Annotated in this window: 21 protein-coding genes; 16 read left to right on the top strand and 5 right to left on the bottom strand. The window is 50.6% G+C overall.

Going from position 1 to position 21,215, the window contains the following annotated elements:
• Positions 1–312 precede the first annotated feature (312 nt).
• Positions 313–519 carry a cold-shock protein gene (locus IYN85_RS24475; RefSeq protein ID WP_196161608.1) on the top strand — a complete coding sequence of 69 codons (207 nt, stop codon included), beginning with the start codon at positions 313–315 and terminating at the stop codon, positions 517–519.
• 435 nt (positions 520–954) lie between these two features.
• On the opposite strand, the gene IYN85_RS24470 is transcribed toward IYN85_RS24475, so the two are convergent.
• The 4 genes from IYN85_RS24470 to IYN85_RS24455 all read right to left on the bottom strand — a co-directional run bounded on the left by IYN85_RS24470 (position 955) and on the right by IYN85_RS24455 (position 6,488).
• Positions 955–1,872 carry a response regulator transcription factor gene (locus IYN85_RS24470; RefSeq protein ID WP_196161607.1) on the bottom strand — a complete coding sequence of 306 codons (918 nt, stop codon included), beginning with the start codon at positions 1,870–1,872 and terminating at the stop codon, positions 955–957.
• Positions 1,869–5,273, bottom strand: a complete 3,405-nt coding sequence (locus IYN85_RS24465) for an ATP-binding protein (RefSeq protein WP_196161606.1) — start codon at positions 5,271–5,273, stop codon at positions 1,869–1,871. The genes IYN85_RS24470 and IYN85_RS24465 overlap by 4 nt, the downstream gene beginning before the upstream one ends.
• Positions 5,274–5,517: 244 nt before the next feature.
• A complete protein-coding gene (locus IYN85_RS24460; RefSeq protein ID WP_196161605.1) occupies positions 5,518–5,727 on the bottom strand; it encodes a cold-shock protein in 210 nt (69 codons plus the stop codon).
• A 260-nt stretch (positions 5,728–5,987) separates the two neighbouring features.
• Entirely contained in the window at positions 5,988–6,488 is a 501-nt protein-coding gene (locus tag IYN85_RS24455) for a YrzE family protein (protein ID WP_196161604.1), read from the bottom strand.
• Positions 6,489–6,613: 125 nt separating this feature from the next.
• On the opposite strand from IYN85_RS24455, the gene IYN85_RS24450 reads away from it, so the two are divergent.
• Positions 6,614–7,858 (top strand): glycosyltransferase, encoded by a 1,245-nt coding sequence (locus IYN85_RS24450; protein WP_196161603.1) that lies wholly within the window; start codon positions 6,614–6,616, stop codon positions 7,856–7,858.
• Here the strand turns inward: IYN85_RS24450 and IYN85_RS24445 are convergent.
• Entirely contained in the window at positions 7,825–8,469 is a 645-nt protein-coding gene (locus tag IYN85_RS24445; RefSeq protein WP_196161602.1) for an HAD family hydrolase, read from the bottom strand. The two genes, IYN85_RS24450 and IYN85_RS24445, sit on opposite strands and share 34 nt — an antisense overlap.
• Before the next feature lie 304 nt (positions 8,470–8,773).
• Between IYN85_RS24445 and IYN85_RS24440 the strand changes: the two genes are divergently transcribed.
• The 14 genes from IYN85_RS24440 (at position 8,774) to IYN85_RS24375 (ending at position 21,211) form a co-directional block, all read left to right on the top strand.
• Positions 8,774–9,049, top strand: coding sequence for a hypothetical protein (locus IYN85_RS24440; RefSeq protein ID WP_196161601.1), 276 nt, complete (start codon positions 8,774–8,776; stop codon positions 9,047–9,049).
• A gap of 71 nt (positions 9,050–9,120) precedes the next feature.
• Positions 9,121–9,948, top strand: a complete 828-nt coding sequence (locus IYN85_RS24435; RefSeq protein WP_196161600.1) for a putative RNA methyltransferase — start codon at positions 9,121–9,123, stop codon at positions 9,946–9,948.
• A gap of 93 nt (positions 9,949–10,041) precedes the next feature.
• A complete protein-coding gene (locus IYN85_RS24430) occupies positions 10,042–10,782 on the top strand; it encodes a DUF1223 domain-containing protein (protein WP_196161599.1) in 741 nt (246 codons plus the stop codon).
• 149 nt (positions 10,783–10,931) lie between these two features.
• A complete protein-coding gene (locus tag IYN85_RS24425; protein ID WP_196161598.1) occupies positions 10,932–11,258 on the top strand; it encodes a hypothetical protein in 327 nt (108 codons plus the stop codon).
• 240 nt (positions 11,259–11,498) lie between these two features.
• Positions 11,499–12,149, top strand: coding sequence for a polysaccharide deacetylase family protein (locus IYN85_RS24420; protein WP_196161597.1), 651 nt, complete (start codon positions 11,499–11,501; stop codon positions 12,147–12,149).
• Between the two features lie 221 nt (positions 12,150–12,370).
• Positions 12,371–13,237, top strand: coding sequence for a BTAD domain-containing putative transcriptional regulator (locus IYN85_RS24415; RefSeq protein WP_196161596.1), 867 nt, complete (start codon positions 12,371–12,373; stop codon positions 13,235–13,237).
• 518 nt (positions 13,238–13,755) lie between these two features.
• Positions 13,756–15,720, top strand: a complete 1,965-nt coding sequence (locus IYN85_RS24410; protein ID WP_196161595.1) for a phage tail sheath C-terminal domain-containing protein — start codon at positions 13,756–13,758, stop codon at positions 15,718–15,720.
• Between the two features lie 26 nt (positions 15,721–15,746).
• Positions 15,747–16,259 carry a phage tail protein gene (locus tag IYN85_RS24405; RefSeq protein ID WP_196161594.1) on the top strand — a complete coding sequence of 171 codons (513 nt, stop codon included), beginning with the start codon at positions 15,747–15,749 and terminating at the stop codon, positions 16,257–16,259.
• A gap of 9 nt (positions 16,260–16,268) precedes the next feature.
• Complete coding sequence (locus IYN85_RS24400) at positions 16,269–17,066, top strand: hypothetical protein (protein ID WP_196161593.1); 798 nt, start codon at positions 16,269–16,271, stop codon at positions 17,064–17,066.
• Positions 17,063–17,974: a hypothetical protein gene (locus IYN85_RS24395; RefSeq protein WP_196161592.1), complete on the top strand. Its 912-nt coding sequence runs from the start codon at positions 17,063–17,065 to the stop codon at positions 17,972–17,974. Before IYN85_RS24400 ends, IYN85_RS24395 begins: the two co-directional genes overlap by 4 nt.
• 1 nt (position 17,975) lies before the next feature.
• Positions 17,976–18,974: a Pvc16 family protein gene (locus IYN85_RS24390; RefSeq protein WP_196161591.1), complete on the top strand. Its 999-nt coding sequence runs from the start codon at positions 17,976–17,978 to the stop codon at positions 18,972–18,974.
• Between the two features lie 8 nt (positions 18,975–18,982).
• Complete coding sequence (locus IYN85_RS24385) at positions 18,983–20,374, top strand: ATP-binding protein (RefSeq protein WP_196161590.1); 1,392 nt, start codon at positions 18,983–18,985, stop codon at positions 20,372–20,374.
• The gene (locus IYN85_RS24380; protein ID WP_196161589.1) at positions 20,364–20,588 is read left to right on the top strand and encodes a hypothetical protein; all 225 of its coding nucleotides are present in this window, start codon (positions 20,364–20,366) and stop codon (positions 20,586–20,588) included. The genes IYN85_RS24385 and IYN85_RS24380 overlap by 11 nt, the downstream gene beginning before the upstream one ends.
• Positions 20,588–21,211 carry a hypothetical protein gene (locus tag IYN85_RS24375; RefSeq protein ID WP_196161588.1) on the top strand — a complete coding sequence of 208 codons (624 nt, stop codon included), beginning with the start codon at positions 20,588–20,590 and terminating at the stop codon, positions 21,209–21,211. Before IYN85_RS24380 ends, IYN85_RS24375 begins: the two co-directional genes overlap by 1 nt.
• The last annotated feature ends 4 nt before the right edge of the window (positions 21,212–21,215 follow it).

The raw sequence follows: 21,215 nt of genomic DNA, 5'->3' as shown, positions 1-21,215 counted from the left end.
CAAAATATCACTTTTTCCAATGCGGGGCTGTCCGCCAGATAGGGCGCGGCCCCCAGAGAAAAACCGACCTTTCGGGCAAATTTATTTTCCTGAAAAAGCGCGTTATTTTGGGATTATTTTAAAATTACCGTTGCGCCTGTGATTAATTTCCATACAATACGCACCAGCTAGAAAGAAAGTCTCAAGTTTTACTGCTCCACTTCGTTACTTGCTGTTTAAGTATTCGTCCTGAAGTTTTTAAGATCTGGTCAATTTTTTCCGCTACAACGACCTTAAGGTCAAAAACAAATTTTTTAATTCAGGATATATATCATGTCTAAGACAACTGGCACAGTTAAGTGGTTCAACGAAACTAAAGGCTTTGGCTTCATCGAGCAAGAAAATGGCCCAGACGTTTTCGCACACTTCAGCGCAATTGAAGGCGGCGGTTTCAAGACTTTGGCTGAAGGCCAAAAAGTTGAGTTCAACGTAACTCAAGGTCAAAAAGGCCCACAAGCTGAGAACATCGTAGCTCTGTAATTGAGCATCGACAGTTTCCAAGAAAGCAAAGCTTCGGCTTTGCTTTTTTTATGCCCGTAACATTCTCAAGTTTGGAAACGAACCCTAAGCGCGGAAAATTCATCATTGGTCGAGAACTGAGGGAAATTCGCTTAAACAGTTTGTTTGACTGTCCGCCAAGCCTCAGTTATGCAAAGACTTAAGGGCAATCGGGCAATATATGACGGTGAATGACTCACAAACTCGATCAGCGAAGTGCAGTCGCAAAATGTTACCAAAGTTCATTGATCTGGATGTCATCGTAGCTGCGGGATATATCGACATTTTGAGCGATATGGTGACATTTCAAGGTTAGGACTGTTCAAAGCAGAATGACACTCTGGCAAGTACGCCATTAGCCGTTCGTTGAACAAACGCGCTTGATGTGTACTGCTACTGAGTGAAAGCTTTGCCTGTTCAGGCAAAGCTTTCACTCAGTGCCAAAACTTTCAACGCAATGCCCGCCGCACTAGTGCGATTATCGACCTGTAATTTCGCGTAAATCTGTTCCAGATGTTTATTGACGGTACGTGGACTCATAGTCAGAATTTCGGCCGCTTCACGGTTGGTTTTGCCGTTGGCAATCCAATAGATAACTTCCGATTCGCGTTCGGTCAAGCCCAACTGTTCTCGCAATATGGCCGAGCCACTGGCGCGCTCACCATCGATCAACTTTAAGATCCACTCCTGCCCCTGACGGGACACTATTTTTACCAGCAACGGGTAACTTAAATCGGTTAACGTCAAACTATGCCCGACATCGGGTTCGCGACGTAACCAACGTCTCAACTGCAACGCGACATCGGCATACAGCTCAATCTGATTCAACCTAGCTTTCGCCAATAAAGTAAAGGCTTGAGGTGTGGCCCAATTCTGTTCACCAAAGCTGTTAACCGAGAGCAAAATCTGACCTGCTTTATCCAATGCGGAATGCGCAGAACGGGTTATCCGCGCATTGGTCAAATGCACACGGATACGTGCAAGCAACTCGTCAGGCCGAATCGGTTTGGTGAGGTAATCGACACCACCACATTCCAGTCCACGGACGACATCCTCGCTTTCGCCCAAGCCAGTCATAAATATTACCGGTATATCACTGAGTCTGGGATTCTCTTTCAAACGCCGGCAAGTTTCAAAACCATCCATTACCGGCATCATGGCATCCAATAAGATAATATCCGGCTTCATTCGTTGTGCGATGCTCAACGCTTGCTTCCCTTCCAAGGCGACCAAGACATCCATACCTGCGGCTTCTAGTGCATCATGCACCATCGACAGCGCATCGGGGGAATCGTCTACGGCCAGAATCAACGCCTGATCTTCATATTGAGTCATGAATCCATTACCTCGATGGCATTGCTCACCTGAACAAACTGCATTTGCTCGGCTTTTTCTAACAGAAAGTCATAGTCCTGTTGATTCAACAGACTGGCGGTTTTCATTTGGGACAACGCGTTGACAACGCCCCGTTTATAACCAATATCCAACGCAGTAGTCAGTTCATTAACCAGCGGGCCATCTGCCAGCGGTATCGTTGAACGTTTTGTAATACTCATATCTACTCGCTTCATTTCCGGAGACCTGGTTTGCCAACGCAACTGCAGCAACTGCTCTATGTGGGTAAGCAATGTTTGGTTATTTACTGGCTTTACCAGATACTCGTTGTATCCGTAGCGATTTTGCGCTTCCGCATCGGGGATTTGGGCATTGGCAGACAACATGATCACCGGATTCAAGATTTTTCGATGGCGTAACGTCTCAGCCAATTGCAGCCCTGACATACCCGGCATATTAACATCCAGTAAAAACAGATCCGGCAATGTGGTTTTGTCGATCAACTCTAAACACTGAACAGCGCTGCTCGCCTCGATCAACGTAAAGCCCAACGGCGACAACAACTCAGCCAACATCCCACGAACAACCGGGTCATCATCCACGACAAAAATGGATTTTCGATCACCAAGATACCCAATCGGAATTTGCTTCTGCTCAGCGGTGGCCGTTTTCTTTTCAACCCACGGTAACATTAACATCACTTTAAAACGGCTGCCCTGCCCGGGGACCGACGACAATTGCACGTCGCCCCCCATGATTTCCACCAACAGCTTTACAATGGTTAAGCCGAGTCCAGTACCCGGAACATTGGGTGTATCACCGTTTTGCACACGTTCAAAAGGAGAAAATATCCGGCCATGTTCGCTTTCCGGAATACCAGTACCGGTATCCACCACTTCGAATTCGGCAACCTGATTACGGTAGGATACATGAAACTCAACCGACCCCTGCTGGGTGTATTTAATGGCGTTGCTGAGTAAGTTGATCAACACCTGTCGCAGCCGTTTTTCATCGGCACTGACCCTCGCGGGCAAGGCATTATGTACGTGCAAATGCAGCGCAATTCCCTTGTTTTCAGCTTGCATCTCGAACATATGCGCCAGCTGCTGAATCAAATCAGGGAAGGCAAATTGCGTGATATGCAAGTCGAGGCGTCCGGCTTCAATTTTGGATACATCCAGCAAACCTTCTATCAAGTCCGCCAGATACTGACCACTGCGCTGAATGGTTTTTAAACCAGAATGATGGCTGACCGGCGTGTCCTGTCGTTCACTTAACAATTGCGCATAACCGAGAATAGACTGCAACGGTGTCCGCAATTCATGGCTGATACCGGACAGGTATCGACTTTTGGCTGCATTCGCCCGTTCAGCAAGTTCTTTGGCTTGCTGCAGTTGGCTATCCGTCACCTTATGCGCGTCAATTTCGTCGATTAATTTCTGCGTCTGCCGATTCGACTCCTGTTGCGCGACGACGCGGCTTTCATACGACAACAGAAACAACCAAGTCACGACACCTGAGACAATCATCAGCGTAAAAAAAAGCGTCATTAAACCATTGGCAAATACATCAAGGTTCTGAGCCCCCTGCAATGTCATTTGCCGGTAAACCAACGCCAACAACGCACCAATAAACGCGTTAACCAATGTAAACCAACCGACAAACTGACCCGGACGCCCAAAGATCTGCCGGGCAACCTGATCGGGAATCGCATCTCTTAGTTTCCGCAACCAAGGCGAATTATCGATGGCTTTAGGTTTGCATTGGTCCAGGCATCGCGCATCCAGCGAGCAACAGAGTGAACAGATAGTGTGTTGATACGCAGGACAAAAAAGCAGATCTTCTGTTTCAAATTCGTTCTGACAGATACTGCAGGCGGACTGTTCAAAACGGGATTGCTGACTGCTGCCGATAATACTGCCTTCACGAGCTAAGTAATATTTTCCACCGGTTAACCAAGCCACCAAAGGTGTCACCACAAAACATGTCGCAATACTTAGAAAATGACCCAGTGTCTTAAGTCCATCACCAAACACTCCCAAATAGGCAGCCAGACCGACCGCAGTAGCGCATAACATTGAGACGGCACCGACAGGGTTTATATCGTATAAATGGCCACGTTTGAACTCGATATGTTTGGGGCTCAAACCTAACGGCTTGTTGATCAGCAAGTCGGCCGACAGCGTACATAACCAACTGACGGCGACGATAGCAAAAACGCCCAGCACAGACTCCAACGCCTTATGAATACCCAGTTCCATCAACAACAAGGCCAAAGCGACATTAAACACTAACCACACGACGCGCCCTGGATGCGAATGCGTCAAGCGAGAGAAGAAATTCGACCAAGCGATTGAACCGGCGTATGCATTGGTCACGTTAATCTTCATTTGAGAAATGATCACCATGAGAGCCGCCAGGATAAGCGCAAAGCGATCGGACTGCACAAAATAACCAAAGGCACGCTGATACATATGAGTCGGATCCGCCGCTTCCAGTGCGCCAATCCCCTGTGAGACTGCTACATAGGCCAGAAACGAACCCAGCAACATTTTAATCATGCCCACGGTAACCCAGCCCGGTCCCGCCAATAGCATCCAGAACCACCATTGACGACGATTGTCTTGGTTTTTTTCCGGTAAGAAACGCAGGTAATCGACCTGTTCACCAATTTGCGCGACTAAAGCAAACAATACCGACGCTGCAGCACCAAACAATACCCAGTTAAAATGCTCGGCCTGCGGCAACCCCGTTGGTGTAAAGGCGACCCATTCCTGAAAGTGTTGCCATTCATTAATAAACACCACCGCCAATGCAGCAATCTGTAATGCCAACCACAGTGTTTGGGTGCCGAGTTGAAACTTGCTGATTGCGGTGATGCCTCTCATCACAATCGGTATCACCGCCACCGCACATATAACATAAGCCACCGCCAAAGGGATGCCAAATAGCAGGTGCAATGCAGAGCTTAAAATGGCAGCTTCAATCGCAAAGAAGATGAACGTAAAAGAGGCATAGATCAGTGAGGTAATGGTTGAACCAAGATAGCCGAAACCGGCGCCTCGCGTCAGTAGATCAATGTCTAATCCATTGCGTGCGGCGTAATAGGTAATCGGGATACCGGTTACGAAAAATAAAAGACAAACAACCACTATGGCCGCCACCGTATTCACAAAACCATAGGTCAAGGTGACTGAAGCAGCGATGCCTTCGAGCGCTAAGAACGCAGTCGCCCCGAGTGCGGTTCGGCCCACCATGCCGATGCTCATATGCCGTCCCTTTCGGGCCGTAAAACGCAAGGCGTAGTCTTCGAGAGTCTGGTCTGCAACCCACTGATTGTAGTTGCGCCGAACCTTCAGAATTTTTTGTACATTGGAGGGCGGCGTTGTACTTTGCGTCATGTTGGTTACCGAAAAATTGTTCGACCTTGGTGCAACAAGACACACCATACGCACCAAAACAAAGCCTCAATAACAACATTGAAACCAAACGGTGCATTCATTTTTGTAGTAACTACTTTAACGCAGTGATTGTGCCAAGTTTCAGTGCGTTGCGACTTACGCGAGCCTATCCCATTATCAGTATCACTTTTCACAGGCAACAAAAAAGGCGCCAGATGCGCCTTTCATCATTAACACCTGAAAATTAAATTTTCTCGATGTTCTCAGCTTGAGGTCCTTTCTGACCTTGAGTGATGGTGAAACGTACTTTTTCACCTTCCGCTAAGGTTTTGAAACCAGAACCTGAAATCGCGCTGAAGTGAGCGAAAACGTCAGGACCGTTTTCCTGTTCGATAAAACCAAAACCTTTGGTTTCGTTGAACCACTTAACGGTACCAGTTACTGAGTCAGACATAGTGCTTTCCTATCGATCTTTACAAGTAATATTTTGCCCTTGCGGGCGTTTTAACCAGAATTGTGCAATTACTTATAAACAACAGGACGGAGCATGTGACTTCGAACGGACGTAAATAAGCCTTACTTTCCAGCTGCTGATTACTTTAATTGAGTTAATATTCTCCCGTCAACTGGTCGAATATGAATTTTTGACGTCCGCAAACCGGCAAGAAAAACAGACCTTTCATTCAGGTTTTCACCCCGGGATAGTGCCGTGGTTTAAACCAGAACGTGTTCGTCTTCACCCCCGTATTGGGCTTCATTCAAATGCTCAATAATCCGATGCACCAGACGCTCTTCTTTCGCGTTTACATCAATCATCATCAGATGGCGGCCTTTCTCAATCTGCGCGTGAAATCGGCGAATATGCGCATTTTCACGGGAGAATCCAACCAGCCCACCAACCCAGCTGCCGAACAGCATCATCAGGCATAACATGGCAACCTGGGCGATACCCGAGAAGCCGAAATCCATGACGAATCGCCCAATAAACAACGATACGATCCCTATCAGCATACCGACCACCAGGCCGTTCAGCGCCCCACGAATAAAGTCGACCCGCTCAAACAGGTTTGGTCCATTCAGGTGGTGAGTAACGACACCGGATTCGTTTTTACTGAGCACATGGATGTGATGCGAATCGATCCCATTTTTAGTCAGTTCTTCTGAGATATGTTCCGCGTAGTTTATTTGATCCGTAATATAGTAAAGGCGTTTCATAACAACCTCCGTTACACTATCTTGAATATGGCGACAGTCACTCGCCAACTGTGGCTTGTCACCTTTAAATGTATGCAACATCGGCGAAATAGATGTGAGCTTTTTGTACCTTTTTGTAACCTTTTATGCCTAAAAAACTGCTTTTATTGGCCAAAAACTGGCCGGAACCCAATTCAACAGCAGCCGGCCGCCGAACCCTTGATCTGCTGTCCATTTTTCTCGATCAGGGCTATCAGGTTCATGTGGCCAGTGCGGCTGAAAACACGCCCTTTCAGGCCGACTTGTCCAAGCTGGGGATTCACTGTCATAAAGTTCTGCTGAATGACGCCAGCTTCGATAGCTGGATTACCGCACTTTCACCAACGGAAGTCATTTTTGATCGGTTTGTCACCGAAGAACAGTTTGGTTGGCGGGTAAAAAGCCAGTGCCCGGAGGCCATGACGTTGCTAGATACCAGCGATTTTCACGCGTTACGGCAAGCCCGTGAGGTTGCTTTCAAGCAACTGCAACCGGTCGATCTGTATTCCGAACTGGCAATCAGGGAACTCAGCGCCATGGTGCGCTGCGACCTGACCCTGATGATTTCTGAGATTGAAATCAGCTTACTTCAGCAACAATTTGGGCTCAGCGCAGGTCAGTTGGTGTATCTGCCATTCTTTGCAGCCGCGGATGATATTCAGCCAGGACCTAGCTTTGATCAGCGCAAGCATGTTGTCATGATAGGCGGGTTTAAACACGAACCCAATCGAGACGCCACACGATGGTTGAAGCAGGAAATCTGGCCACAGCTGAAATCGTTGTTACCCAACGATTGTGAACTGCATGTTTACGGCGCCTATGCCGATCACGCAATGAATCAACTGCATAACCCCAAGCAACGTTTTTTTATCAAAGGGCGGGCTGTGGACGCCTTGACGACCTTGGCGCAATACCGGGTGAATCTGGCGCCACTGCGCTTTGGCGCGGGACAAAAAGGCAAGATCTTCGAGGGCTGGTTAACCGGCACCCCCACGGTTACCACAGCCGTTGGCGCCGAATCGATGGCAGACGCTTCGCAACTCGGCTATCCGTTAACCGACAAAACGCAACAAGTGGCTGAGATCGCAGCACAGGCATACAACGATTCGGGTTATTGGCAGACACTGCAGCAAAACGGTTTTACGTTATTGGATACAGGTTTCAACAAAGCCGTTTGCGTCACCCATTTCTGGCAACAATACAGCAACACTTTCGCCCATTTAGAGCAACATAGAGCTCAGAATTTTTGGGGGCGAGTACTTTGGCAAAATCAACATCGAGCTACCGAATACATGAGCCGCTGGATCGAAGCCAAAAATCACAATAGGGTCGGTAGTTCCGCAACCGACTGAATGATGCCGTCGTGGTCAATTGGGGGGGCGTATACCTCGTTGCGCACCCAAATTGCTCGCATTCCGAGCTTCTTAGGGGCTGCTATATCGTTAGTCGGATGGTCACCAACAAAAATGACGTCACCGGGTGCCACGTTCATTTTCTGGCACGCGCGCAGGTAAAGCTCAGGTTCTGGCTTTTTTATGCCTTCGGCTTCGGAGATCAATACATGATCAAAGAAATGCCCTATGCCCGTGATGTCCAATTTTTTCTGTTGACCCTTCGTACGTCCATTGGTGATCAGTGCCAATGGGTAGTTTCGCTTCAGTAGACCTAACACCTCCGCTACACCATCGAACAGTACCGCATCATGGCCATAGTTCTTGCGAAAATGCGCAAATAATTGCTCGGCGGTTACCGACAATGACAGATGCTCGATGGTTAACGCGAACGTTTCGAGCTTGTCCCGATAGCCATTGTCATCCCAACGATGAATTTCAGTATAAAACGACTCCGCCGGGACATTGAGCGGCGCGACCACGTCCGTATAAAGGTGCGCAAGATAAGATTGAAATGTGCGCGCTCGATCCAACAGTGTTTGATCTAGGTCGAAAAAAATAGCTTGTGTCATGCAAGAGGACCCTGCCTTATTTAGAATTGAATCAACGATATAGCCGTACCTTACACCCTTTCGCCCTCTTCACTGTTCATTTTTTGGACATAAAATCGTCATATTCCGGAAAAGAAGGACAAAACGGTGTTAAATGCCGCCATCTTGTTGGCATTCTATTGACATTTTTTAGATACGAGTCCCAAAATATCACTTCGAACATCATTCGAAATGCGATCTAAGTCGCAAACCAGCGTTCGGAAGACTATGCTCCCCGGTGCTGACAACCCATTTACTTATTTTATAGATTCTGGACCTGTGCTTTATGTTTATTGATGGCTTAACTGATTGGGAAAAAAGACGTCTCGCCCTAATCCTGAAAGAACGGGGACAGACGGCGTTTATGGTGGTGAAGCACGCCACCGCAGCCATTATGAGTTTCAAACGCGGACGTAATATAAACCCCGTCGATCAACAATACTTGGATCTGCTCGACGCGACAATCGAAGAACTCTACGGATATCAGCGATATCCCAATGAGTTAAAATACGACGAACCGGCCCGTATTCGCGTTGCGCTAAGCGCCAAACCTGTCGGTTAAACTGCGCATCAGGTTTTCAAGCGCCTGTTTTTTTATGCGACAATAGCGTCCGGATTATTATTGGACCCACCATGACCACGCCCTGCTACGCTTGTCCTGTCTGCCAACAGCCACTGACGCTTAACCAAAAAAGCTGGCGATGCAGCCAGAACCACAGTTTTGACGAACACAAGAAAGGCTATATCAACCTGTTGTTGGCTCAAAATAAGCGCAGCAAAGCACCGGGTGACGACCCTGAGATGGTCATTCGTCGGCGCCGGTTTTTAGAAGCGGGCTTTTACCAGCCGTTGGCCGAAACTATTGCATCGCGCTTACAAGCATCACTACCGACTAGCAGTCAGATTTGGGACGCGGGTTGTGGAGAAGGTTATTACACGGCACTGTGCCAACGGCAGAACCCCACCGCTACCTTCTATGGTCTGGATATATCCAAGCCCGCTATTGCAGCCGCGTGCCAACATAAAGGCATCTACTGGTGTGTCGCCTCCAGCAGCAGACCACCCTATCTCGAACACAGCTTCGACGCCATTATCAGCATTTTTTCTCGTGTTGATGCTGATGCCTTTCATCGCGTGTTAAAACCAGGCGGGATAATCGGCATGGCAACGCCCGATCAAGATCACTTAATGGCGTTGCGGGAAAACATCTACGACAGCGTGCGTCCTTACGACACGCAAAAGCACCAACAATACTTCGATGATCGTTTTACGCTGATCGACGATCATCGGCTGGAGATCGACCTGAACCTTTCGACCAACCAGGCGATCTTGGATTTACTCGGCATGACCCCGCACGCGCATCGATTACCGAACAGCACCCGGGAAAAACTGGCGCAATTGCCTTCGTTGCAGGACAAAGCCTGTTTCAAAATTTACTGGCTCCAGAAGCAAGCGGAGTAACCAACCCGCCACGCAATTGCCATCACAGCCTGCGGAACTTTTCGTCACTGACCCCGTCTGAAGATCTTCATTAACGATCACCGGGGTTACTGCATGAAACGCTTTCTCGGACGGGTTATTCTCACCATTTCAGCCATGGCCGCGCAAGCAATGGCTGAGTCAGTTGACCTGTCCTTTCGCAGTGGCACCCGACAGACCGATGTGATCGAACTGTTCACATCGGAAGGTTGCAGTAGCTGTCCACCCGCTGACGCTTGGTTAGGCGAACTTGTTAATCACCCCGATTTGTTCACGAAGGTAATTCCCATCGCGTTTCATGTGGACTATTGGAACTGGCTGGGCTGGCAGGATCGATTCGCCCGTACAGACTATTCCGACAGGCAGTACGCTTACGTAAAAACCAAACATCTGTCACAGGCCTACACGCCCGGCATTCTCATTAACAGCCGAGAATGGAAAGCGTGGTTTGCTGGCAAACGACAATGGCAGCCAAACGAACATGAGCCAGGCGTATTAAGTCTGGACATCGACCAAGGAGTTGCCACCCTGAACTTTGCAAGTGAGCAGTCACTTCGTGGCCACGTCGCCATATTGGGGATGGGTTTAGAATCTTCAGTACGCAATGGCGAAAATCGGGGTAAAACGCTGCGTCATGATTTTGTTGTATTACAGGTACAGCAGCACACCGGGCAATCCACATGGCAGTTTCGCTTACCTGACCTGAGTACACTGGAAACTGACCATGGTGCGGCCATTGTTGCTTGGGTATCGACAACCGATGATCCGGCCATTATTCAAGCAACAGGCGGATATTTAACGACAAAACCACGCTGATCTATTAAAGGTTGTTCAGGCAACTTGCCAACTGCATCAAGACACTGTACATTCATCCAGCATAAATTTCGTGCTCCGGCACACTCTATTCCCAGCCACTCCTAACGACCGAGGTACTCATGGACTTCAATTATGAGGTGATTGCAAAAATGGCCGCTGATATTTCTAAGCAAATGCTCAAACTCAATAATCAGCTGGACAAAATCATTGATAAACAAAATGAGTTGTCTGACCCGGAAGAGCAAAAGACAGCCGCTATTGAACTGATCAACGCATCACAGTGGGATGAAGCGGCCAAGTTGTGTGCCGAACAGGCCAAAGAAGATGCCAAACGCATTAAATTGGACGAAGAAGAAACCCAAGTCAGAGCTGAGCTTGAAAGCCTGCGAGAACAGCTGGTAGCCGCCTCAAATGGCGATGTGAGCGGCGCTGAAAACGCTGCCCAAAACACCAATGACGATTCGGACGACGCGTAATCCCACCCCAAATTAACGGGCTGCAGGCCAGCCCGTTTTCACGAGTCCATCATTCCTTCGACTACGAGACACCAAAAACCCCAGGTTAGCCCGGTACTGCTTAATGCTGCGCCGTTTTTGAGTCTGCGCTGGTTTCAGACTACCCTTGTCAGCGAAAGACAGGAATTCATGTCACTCGTTGTCCGTTATTCACTGTCGCTCTATTCTGCGCACCGTCGTTCGCAAAGCAGAGGGTAACCTATGAAAATTCTTCAATGTTGGGATGACGGTGTCACGTCCGATATTCGACTTTGTGAATTGCTGCGCCAGCATGGCGCTAAAGCCAGTTTTAACCTCAACCTGGGATTGCATAGTTTGCAGCGCGGCAACGGCTGGAATCATGAGGGTCACGACGTTTTGCGTTTGGCCCGTACAGAACTGACGTCGGTCTACACCGGCTTTACCATCGCCAACCATACCTTGACCCACCCTTACCTGACGGAACTGGACGAACAAACCATCGAACATGAAGTCAGCGATGGGCGCAAACAACTGCAGGACGTATTCAACCAGCCGGTATATGGTTTTGTGCACCCGTTTGGCCGTTATGACAATCGAGTGCTAGATGCCGTGTTAAAGTCCGGTCATCTGTACGCGCGGGCCGAAGGTAACGCGGTGCAAAACTTTCCACCCGATGACCCGCTAGAGTTTCGTTCTACCTGTCATTTCCTGTCGCCACATTTCTGGCAACTTTACGAACAGTCCAAAGAGATTGGTGTGTTTTATTTTTGGGGTCACTCATTTGAAATGATCAACGAACACATGTGGCACCAATTCGAACAGACGCTGATTCGTATTAATGAAGATGCGGACGCAGAATGGGCCGACATCCCCGAACTTTTCATGAATTAACCTTGACTCACCGGTTAGGCTAATTGAGCCCGGCAATTGCCTGCCAGTTCTCAATTTAAAAAATTCAGTTAAGTGATCTTCATGAGAAGCGTTTACAAACCTGCGCTGATGAACTATACATTCAACCCTAGAACCAACAACACAACAACAAACAGCAGTACCCGCTCTTGTTATTCGAAGTAGGATTGGGAGGTAACACACGTTCAATAAGGATTGTTGACATGGCTACCCCGGTCACAGAAATCTCCGTCTTCGGCGCGCTCGATTTTCGCATTAACGCACAACCCGTTCATTTGAATATTTCCGGCACCACTCAATCATTATTACAGTTCCTCATCTGCCATCATCGAAAACTCAATCGACGTGAAAAACTGATGGAAATGTTTTGGCCCGGCAGCGACACTGAACGGCGCCGGTCATCACTTAACTCGGCAATTTGGCGTATTAAAAAAGCACTGCAATGCTGTGCCCCATTGCGATTGGATGCGACCTCCGAGTGCGTCCGTCTGCTGGGCATGGAAGCGGAAACCGTTCACGCAGACTTTATTGAAATTGAAAAAATTGTCACGACATTGGAATCCTCTCAACAACATTCATTAAACTTCCTCAGCCAAAGCCTAAAGACCTTGTTGCCTTGCGACGATGATCCGCTTGACGGACTTGAAGACGAATGGGCGTTAGTTGAGCGGGAGCGTTTGGAAAACCTTCGGTTACGTGGTTTATCGATGACCATGCATCATCTGGAAGCCGGACACGAATATGAAAAAGCGATCGAAGTGGGCAATAAAATTCTGCAACTCGATCCGTTTCAGGAATACACGTTTCAGGAGATGCTATGCCTGTATTTATTGTGCGGGCAGAGGGTAAAAGCGCTGCAAAAATACGCCGCTTTTGAAAAGATGATTAAGCAGGAACTCGGCATCCAACCCATGATTGAAACCCGGGCTATTCGCGACTACGTTGCCGGAAACGCCAAACTGAAAGCGCAGTTGCAACTCTCCAAAATGGGGGATGTTTTCCAGCCGGGTGTTTGTGGGCTGTTACTGCAGTTGGACACTCAAAAGGCTTCTGCTCTGGCGATATACTAAATAGCACCGCTAAAACCTGTTCAAAAAGAAAAGAACGAAATAAAGCCAAGTTGGGCCTAACTAAAAGTCCTATTTTGGCCGAAACACGTCTGCCCTTCGCATGCCCAAAATCTCTATTTGACCTACTCGTTACATATAAAAATCGCACAACATATCGGCAATAAAATTCGCCCCTCTTCCATAAAACGTTTTGCTGTAAACCAACTCAGTCATCACAGGTTCCGATCGAATTGTGAAAATAAATTTTTGTGGTTTACCGCTGTCTGCAGAGAAGTACCGCAAAACCAGGAAACTTATAAACCCATGAATATCAACTATTTAACGGTGCCGTAAAGGACAGCGGTGACGTCACAGTGACTGCAAAGAGATGACTCAGTGACGACATTCTCAGTGTTAGGTCAGTGTTCGAGCATGCCCTGAAAACCTCGGTGTCTTAGTGTCATTTACACACGGGCCTGTGACACTCCTTAAAGCGACTACCGGCCTCGTTCGAAAAACAAAATTCAGGAGAAAGAGGCATGTATAAACATCCGGGTGTCTATATTGAACATGTTCCATCGGGACTGTTGTCGATTGAAGCGGCCTCAACGTCCGTCGCGGCGTTTATTGGTCCGGTGAAACGTGGCGAACTGGTGACGGCAGACAAGGAAACCGACGGCAAACCTGTTTTTATCAGCAGTCAGGCTCAGTTTGCCAAATATTTTGGTGAGTTAGACGGCTCTGCAGGCGGACTGCGCAACCAAGGTTCCACCCCAGATTATTTTGGTCACTCCGTACAGTCTTTCTTTGCCAACGGCGGTACCAAAGCTTATATCGTGCCGATTGGCGACGGTAACGGGTCTGAGAGTTCAGCCGCGTTTGTAGACCCGAACAACGCGTCGATGGGTTTCTATTTTACAGCTCGTTCCGCCGGTGTCTGGGCAGATGGCCTAACCGTGCTGATTGAACAGGCGGTGTCCGACGCCAACCCACTGTTAACGACATACGATGTGACCATTGGTGTCCCGGATGGCAGTGGCGGGTTTGACCCGGTACTGGAATCTTTCAGCGACATGACTCTGGACCCGACCAGCGGGCAGTTTCTGGCCAGCAGCATCGACAATGCCTCGGAGCTCGTCAGTGTTGCCCACGCGACAGTGGCGTCTGCCGGCGGTGGCGCCATTATTGGTGCACTTAGCAGTGATTTATCTGCACTCGACCCAACGACTATCGCTAACGGCGATACCATCAATCTGGATTTTTCCGGCGATACCGTTGCGGGCAACCCCATTACCGTCACGTTCAACGGCACAGCCACCACATTGGCGGAATTGGCCGCAGAAATTCAAACCCAAGCCCGTGGTGCTGCCACGGTAGCCGCACGAGCCGGTTTTGTTGCGGCGGTCACGCGTGATAAGAAAATCCTCTTGTTACCCGGTAAAAGCGCGTCACCGGCCACCACAAACGAGGTGGAAGTTTCCGGTGGCAGTGTGCAGACGGATCTGGGTTTTGATGCCGCGACCGTCGTGAATTATCCGCAAGCCTGGAGTGTCCTTACCACGCCACTGAGTATTTCACTTGCGGGTGGTGTCGATCACGGTGCGCCAGCGAATGCCGACTACACCAACGCGTTAATCCACTTACGTGACTATCGCGATGTATCCATTCTGTTACTGCCAGGCAAACACTGGATATCCGGCGGCGACAACGCCGCACTCGAACAAGCCATAACGCATTCCGAGTTCATGCAAAATCGCATGGTGTTAATTGACCCACCAGATCCTGTCGGTTCAGCAAGGTTGCAATCCCCTGCGGATATTAAAGCGCTTGGCGCACCGACGTCGCCATACACCGCGTTGTACTACCCCTGGATGGAAGTGGCCAACCCGTTTTACGACCCGGATACAGCCGCAAACCTGCCCAAAACATTCCGTGTACCGGCTGGTTCATTTGCCGCTGGTTTGTGGGCACGGACAGACGGCAAGCGCGGCGTCTGGAAAGCCCCTGCGGGTCTGGAAGCATCAGTACGTGGCGCCGTGGGGCCAACCCTCGACATCGGCGCAGACCTGCAAGACAACCTCAATGAGTTTGGGGTGAACTGCCTGCGCAGCATTGTCGGCCCAACGGTTATCTGGGGTGCTCGCACCCGGGCAACCAAAACCAAACCGGAATTCCGCTACGTGTCGGTTCGGCGCACACAAAGCATGATCGGAGAAAGTTTATACGGTGCGTTGCAGGCCGTTGTTTTTGAACCCAACAATCACAAATTGTGGTCCGCTCTGCGTGCCAACGTAACTGCGTTTATGGATACGTTATACCGAGCAGGCGCGTTTCAGGGTGAGAAAGCTTCCGACGCTTACTACGTGCAGTGTGGTTTGGGCAGCACCATGACCCAGGCCGATATCGACGCCGGCATTGTTCGTGTCGTGGTTGGTTTTGCAGCACTGAAACCAGCCGAGTTTGTCGTTGTTCAAATTAAACAGATAGTCGGTAAAGCGGCTTAAGCCGCTTTCACTAAGGAGAAAGATTCATGCCAGCGCCAACCTTTCCTGCCAACGCACATCGCTACGATCCATATCGTACATTCAAATTCCAGATTGTCATCGACGGTCAGACGGTTGCCGGTCTGACCAAAATGGGCGCATTGAAGCGCACCACTGAAGCCGTTAAATGGCGCAGTGCCGGTGACCCATCCATGCAACGGGTCATGCCCGGTGGTTCCAGTTTCGAAGCGGTCGCGCTGGAGCAGGGCCTCACCCACGATCCTATTTTTGAGCAGTGGGCAAATGCTGTGAACAATGTCAAAGATGGTGACGCAGGCATGAGCCTGAAGAACTATCGCAAAGACATTGTCATCAATGTGCTCAACCTGCAGGGAAATCCAGCGATCAGTTACCAATTGAAGCGCGCCTGGGTATCGGAATTTCAAGCCTTGCCGGAATTCGATGCCAACAACATGAATACCGTTGGTATTCAGACCATCACCTTGCAGCATGAAGGTTTTATCCGTGACGAAGCCGTTGGCGAACCGAGTGAGAGCTAAGGTTGCACGATGAGCAGAGACCCTGTTTCACTGCGCAGTGCGTTTCCGAACCCGCAGTTTTCGGTGCTAACCGGGCATGCCGAAATGGCGGTGTCGGAAGCGGTGGAAAGCCGCGTTTCGCGCCCGCGAAAAGTAACGGCGATTTTGGCCGCGACCATTTCACATTTGGACAACGAACCGGTCAGCGAGGAGTCCTTTCGCCGACTGTCCAGTGCGGGCCGCGAATGGTTGCTGCATAGATCCGCATCGCAGTTTTATCGTGGTGACTGGTTTGAAGCGCGTTGCCCATCTTGTCAGGCGGTGTTTGATTTGAACGTCTCATTTGGCGATCTTCCCCACTCCACACCGCACGCCGACTTTCCGATTTTTAAAGTTGAGACCAGCTTGGGCTGGCGACATTTTGAAGCGCCGAACGGTCTCTTTGAAGAAAGGATTGCACAAGAACGGGGTACAGACCCGCGACGCGAATTCGCGCGTTTGTGTGGGTTATCCATCGCGGCAGACAGCGAAGCCACGCAATACACCGATCATGATTTGCAGCGTATTGACGACGCTCTGGAAGCCCAGGCACCCGATATTGCCGATGCCGTGCGCAGTACCTGTCCGGAATGCAAAGCTGAACATGATATTCGGATCGACCCATTAGCGTTTGCCTTCCCAACCTGGCACGAATTAATTCAGGAAGTACACAGCCTCGCCCATCACTACCATTGGCAAGAGCACGACATTCTGGCGTTGCCGCAACGCCGACGGAAGCAATACGCACAACTCATTCGGCGCTCAACACCCAGAGGGGTTTACCAATGAGCTATTTAACGCGCATTCAGGCCAGATCACAAAACGTCCGTTACAGCGTCATGCCGAAAGGGTTTGTTCGCCGTGCCGCGCACGCACCAGTGGAAGAACAACAAGAACAGGCCACTCAGCCGCTGAGGCGCCAAGAGGAAAACACGGAAGAGCAACCGGAAATGGGTGCTCAGGCGATTCACCGGATGGGAGCAGAACCCGCCACAGAAGAACAAACCGAAGAAGAAAACGCACAACCTTTACGGCGACAGGCAGAAGAAGCAGCGGAACAACCCGAGGAAGAGGAAGCTGCACAAGCTAAGCGCACAAATTCAGCCACGGCTGTTCGGCGCGCCGGTAACGAAGAAGAATCTGAAGAAACCGCGCAAACCTTACGACGCGCAGAAGAAGCGCAAGAAGAACAACCGGAAGAAGCCGCCCCTTTGCGTCGGGAAACGTTGGAACACAACGAAGAAGAGGCGCAACCACTGCGGCGTGCCGTTGAAGCTGCGCAGGATCCGACTGAAGAAGAAACCGCTCAACCACGCCGCAGTGTCGACCCGAATTCACTGACCGCCGAGAACTCAGAACAACCGGAAGAACTGTCTGAAGAACCGACACAACCAAACCTAACGGCGTTGCATCGAGAGGCGTCGCCATCGCCGACGCCTTCCGCGCCGCTAACGCACAATAGTGCCACAGATACCCACGCGACGGACACGTTTCAACACTCAGATTTTGCTGACGAAGGACCCTCCGGGTTCGGGTTGCCACCGCAGTCTGCGTTCAGCCAATCCACGCCTACCGTCCAGATTGATCAGATTGATGTGCTGATTCAAGAACCCGGCTCAACGGCGGGTTTCGGTCAACCAAGAAACACTAACCAAAGCAACCGAAGTATTCGCACGCGCTATTTAAGGAGGCTTTAACATGGCCGTTCCAGCCTCTTCATTATCCGTTGCTATTCAGGGCATCGCCGATTTTCTCGACAGCCAGTTCAGTGAAGAGGTCAACATCACCGTGACCAATCCACAAAAGGCGGCCGACATCGCCAAAGGAGCCGGTGCAACAGCGCATTGCTTAAATCTGTTCACCTATCGTGTATCGCCCTCGGGTTTTCAGGCGGATGTTGGCCAGGATGCAACCCATTTTATTCGGGTGCACGCACTGATGACCGCTTTTCCGACCGAAACCGCGGACGACGATACCGATTTACGCATCCTCGGCCATGCGATTCGGGTATTAAACAGCCATCCGATTATTCCCGTAGGCGGTGCTCCGCTGCCAGGGCCGGCCATTCCCGATCCGAAAACGGATTATCGCCTTGAAGCGATTATGCTGGCCCCGCCCATGGAAGAGATCAATCATATCTGGACCACACAAGGCGGCGAATTGGCGTATCGTTTATCTGCGGTCTATGAGTTTGCGTTAATCCCCATTGAACCGCTGACCCTGCGCGTAGAAGCCGAGCCACCGGACACGCTCATTATCGATGCGCACCCTACAATGAACGGCGTAAACGAACCCTTTGTCCCGATCAGCAATGCCAGCGTCGCGCAACCCACCAGCAACACCCCACCGGTGAATTGGATCCCTATGCAAATGGGCGTTAACGGCGATCAACTGACCAACAGTCTGGAGATCAACAACGCCAGCACTCAAGTCACACTGGCCATTGTCGGGCCGGTTGATGAACACGCTGCGCTTGCGGTGTTGTGGCAACTGGACGACGACAGTGAAAGCACACAGCCCCCTGAAATCAAACTGATTGTGGCGACGTCCTTTGACGACGCAAACGCGCAAACCACGGTAGCGTTAACCGTTCCGGCAAATGCAGTCAGCGGCGTTATACGCATTCAACCGGCAACCCATCTTGCCGCCTATCCCGATGCGGCGTTTGGCAACGTCATCCGTCTGAATGTAAGTTGAGGTGACCGATGACGACGGCGGCTGAAACATTCGAGCAAACGACTCCAAACGGACATCCACTGGACAGTGAATGGACGCGTATCGGACTCATGATCACGTTGGCAGAAGCATTGCGGACCGGCGTTGAAGTTGACGACGCCTTCTCCGACCATTTTGCCCAGATGGGCAGCACCGTTGGTGAGTTGCGTAATAATGGCGCCTGGTCGGGTCTGACCCCAGGGCTACACCCATCGCTGGTTAACCGTTTTTTACAACTGGACCTGGACCTTCTGGCTTTGGCGCTCGCCCCGGATGCGCGCCCCGCGCTCGGTCCTCGTATCCAATCGCTGCAGCCGCAGGTGCCCTCACCCTACCCAACGCTGGCCACGGCGCAGGAACTGTTGATGCTCGACGAGGGTCATGAAGTTCATGCCATGTACACACGGCTGGAAGCGACCTCGCCATTAGTGGTGTCCGGTTTGATTCGGGTAACCGGTGAAGGTCCCTACCAGATCATTCGCGCCACCACCGACGCGCAACGTTTGCTGCTGGCACGCACCAGTGAAATGGCACCGCCGCAAGGAGCCAACCTGGAAACCCGCCGGGGTCAGTGGAGCGATCTGGTCCTGCCGGATAGCACATTACGTTCACTGAAAGACTTAACCGCCTGGCTGATGCGCCGGGATCAGATCATCCGCTGGGGCGGTCGGCATAATGGAGGTCCTCTGGCACTGTTCTCTGGTTCATCTGGCACGGGTAAAAGTTTCGCCGCCTCCGTCATTGCCGCAGAACTGAGCGAGAAAACCGGCGAACCTTGGGCTTTATACACGCTCGACCTGGGTCGCATCATGTCGAAATACGTGGGTGAAACCGAAGAAAACCTCAACAAACTGCTCGACAGCCTCGACGGTCGGCGCGCCATTTTGCAGATCGATGAAGCGGACGGATTACTCGGCAAACGCGGAGAGGTGACCGACGCTCGGGACCGCTACGCCAATCTCGAAGTGAGCCATATGCTGTCCCGCTTTGAACGTCACATCGGTCCCGTGATTCTCACCACAAACCTGCGGGCGAATATTGACCCGGCATTTCTGCGCCGGTTTCAAATGGTCGTTGACTTTCCGTCACCTGACCGTCATGCCAGAACGCAACTGTGGAACCTACTGTTACCGCCCAAGGCACCAAGAGATGCTTCATTAAATTTACAGGACATCGCCGACGCCGCGCGTTTGTCGGGTGGCTCCATTCAAAACGCAGCTCACTACGCAACGGTCCTGGCCGCAGAAGCGCAATCCGCCATTAAGCCAGAACACATTGCGCGTGCAGTCTGGGCTGAACTGAGCAAAGAAAATCGCCAGATCCGTAAAAGTGAGATCGGCACGCTCGCTACTTTTCTGGAGGAAGACCCACATGCACATTAAACGGTTAACCCTGACGCTTCCGGCCCGTTTCAAACACAGCGCGCATTTGGATGCCAAAAAAATTGCGCAAGCCATCGCGCTGCAGTTGACATCACAGCATCCCGATGCCGATCAATCACTCAACATAGCGTTAACTGACCAAGGGCAAAGCAGTGCCTCGTTGGCCCAACAAGCCGCGGTTCAGGTTGCCGCGCAAACAAAAGGAAATGGGTAATGGCTGTCGCAACCAAAGGCGTGTTGTTTGAATATGGTTTAACAGTACCGCCACTGGCGTTGGTATTTGATTTTAACCCGCAATCGATTTCGCGTTCGCGTACCGTCACGATCAAAACCGGCGACGCACCTGGCAACCGCACCGGTTATGACTTTTTGTCGCCACTGGAAACCAGCCGTGTCGCTCAGGGAGTTGAGATGGCAGCAGAAGGCTTCTCGATCGACATCCTGCTGGACGCCACCGACAAAATGGAAAAAGGTGACCCGATTGCAAGTCAGTTCGGCGTTCAACCGCAAATTGATACGTTGCGTTCGATGGTCGAACCTAAAGCACAGGGTCCCTTCGGCGTGAAGACATTGTCGAGTTTGGGAATAACCGGCGCGCGCGCTTTTGAAAGACAAGAAACAGCATCGGTACTGATATTTGCCTGGGGCCTGCAACTGCTCCCGGTTTTTTTAACCGGTGTCAGTCAACGCGAAGTGTTACACCTTCCCAACCTCATGCCCTACCGGGCAGAAATTAACTTAACCATGCAGGTCATCGAAAGTAACAACCCATTCACCATGGCCGACAAGGTACGTCAAACCGCAATGACAGCCTTAAACGCCGTGTCCGGTTTTTAGGAGG

This window comes from Reinekea sp. G2M2-21 (assembly GCF_015687175.1).
Classification (GTDB): domain Bacteria; phylum Pseudomonadota; class Gammaproteobacteria; order Pseudomonadales; family Natronospirillaceae; genus Reinekea.
This window is presented reverse-complemented; position numbering and strand designations above follow the sequence as displayed.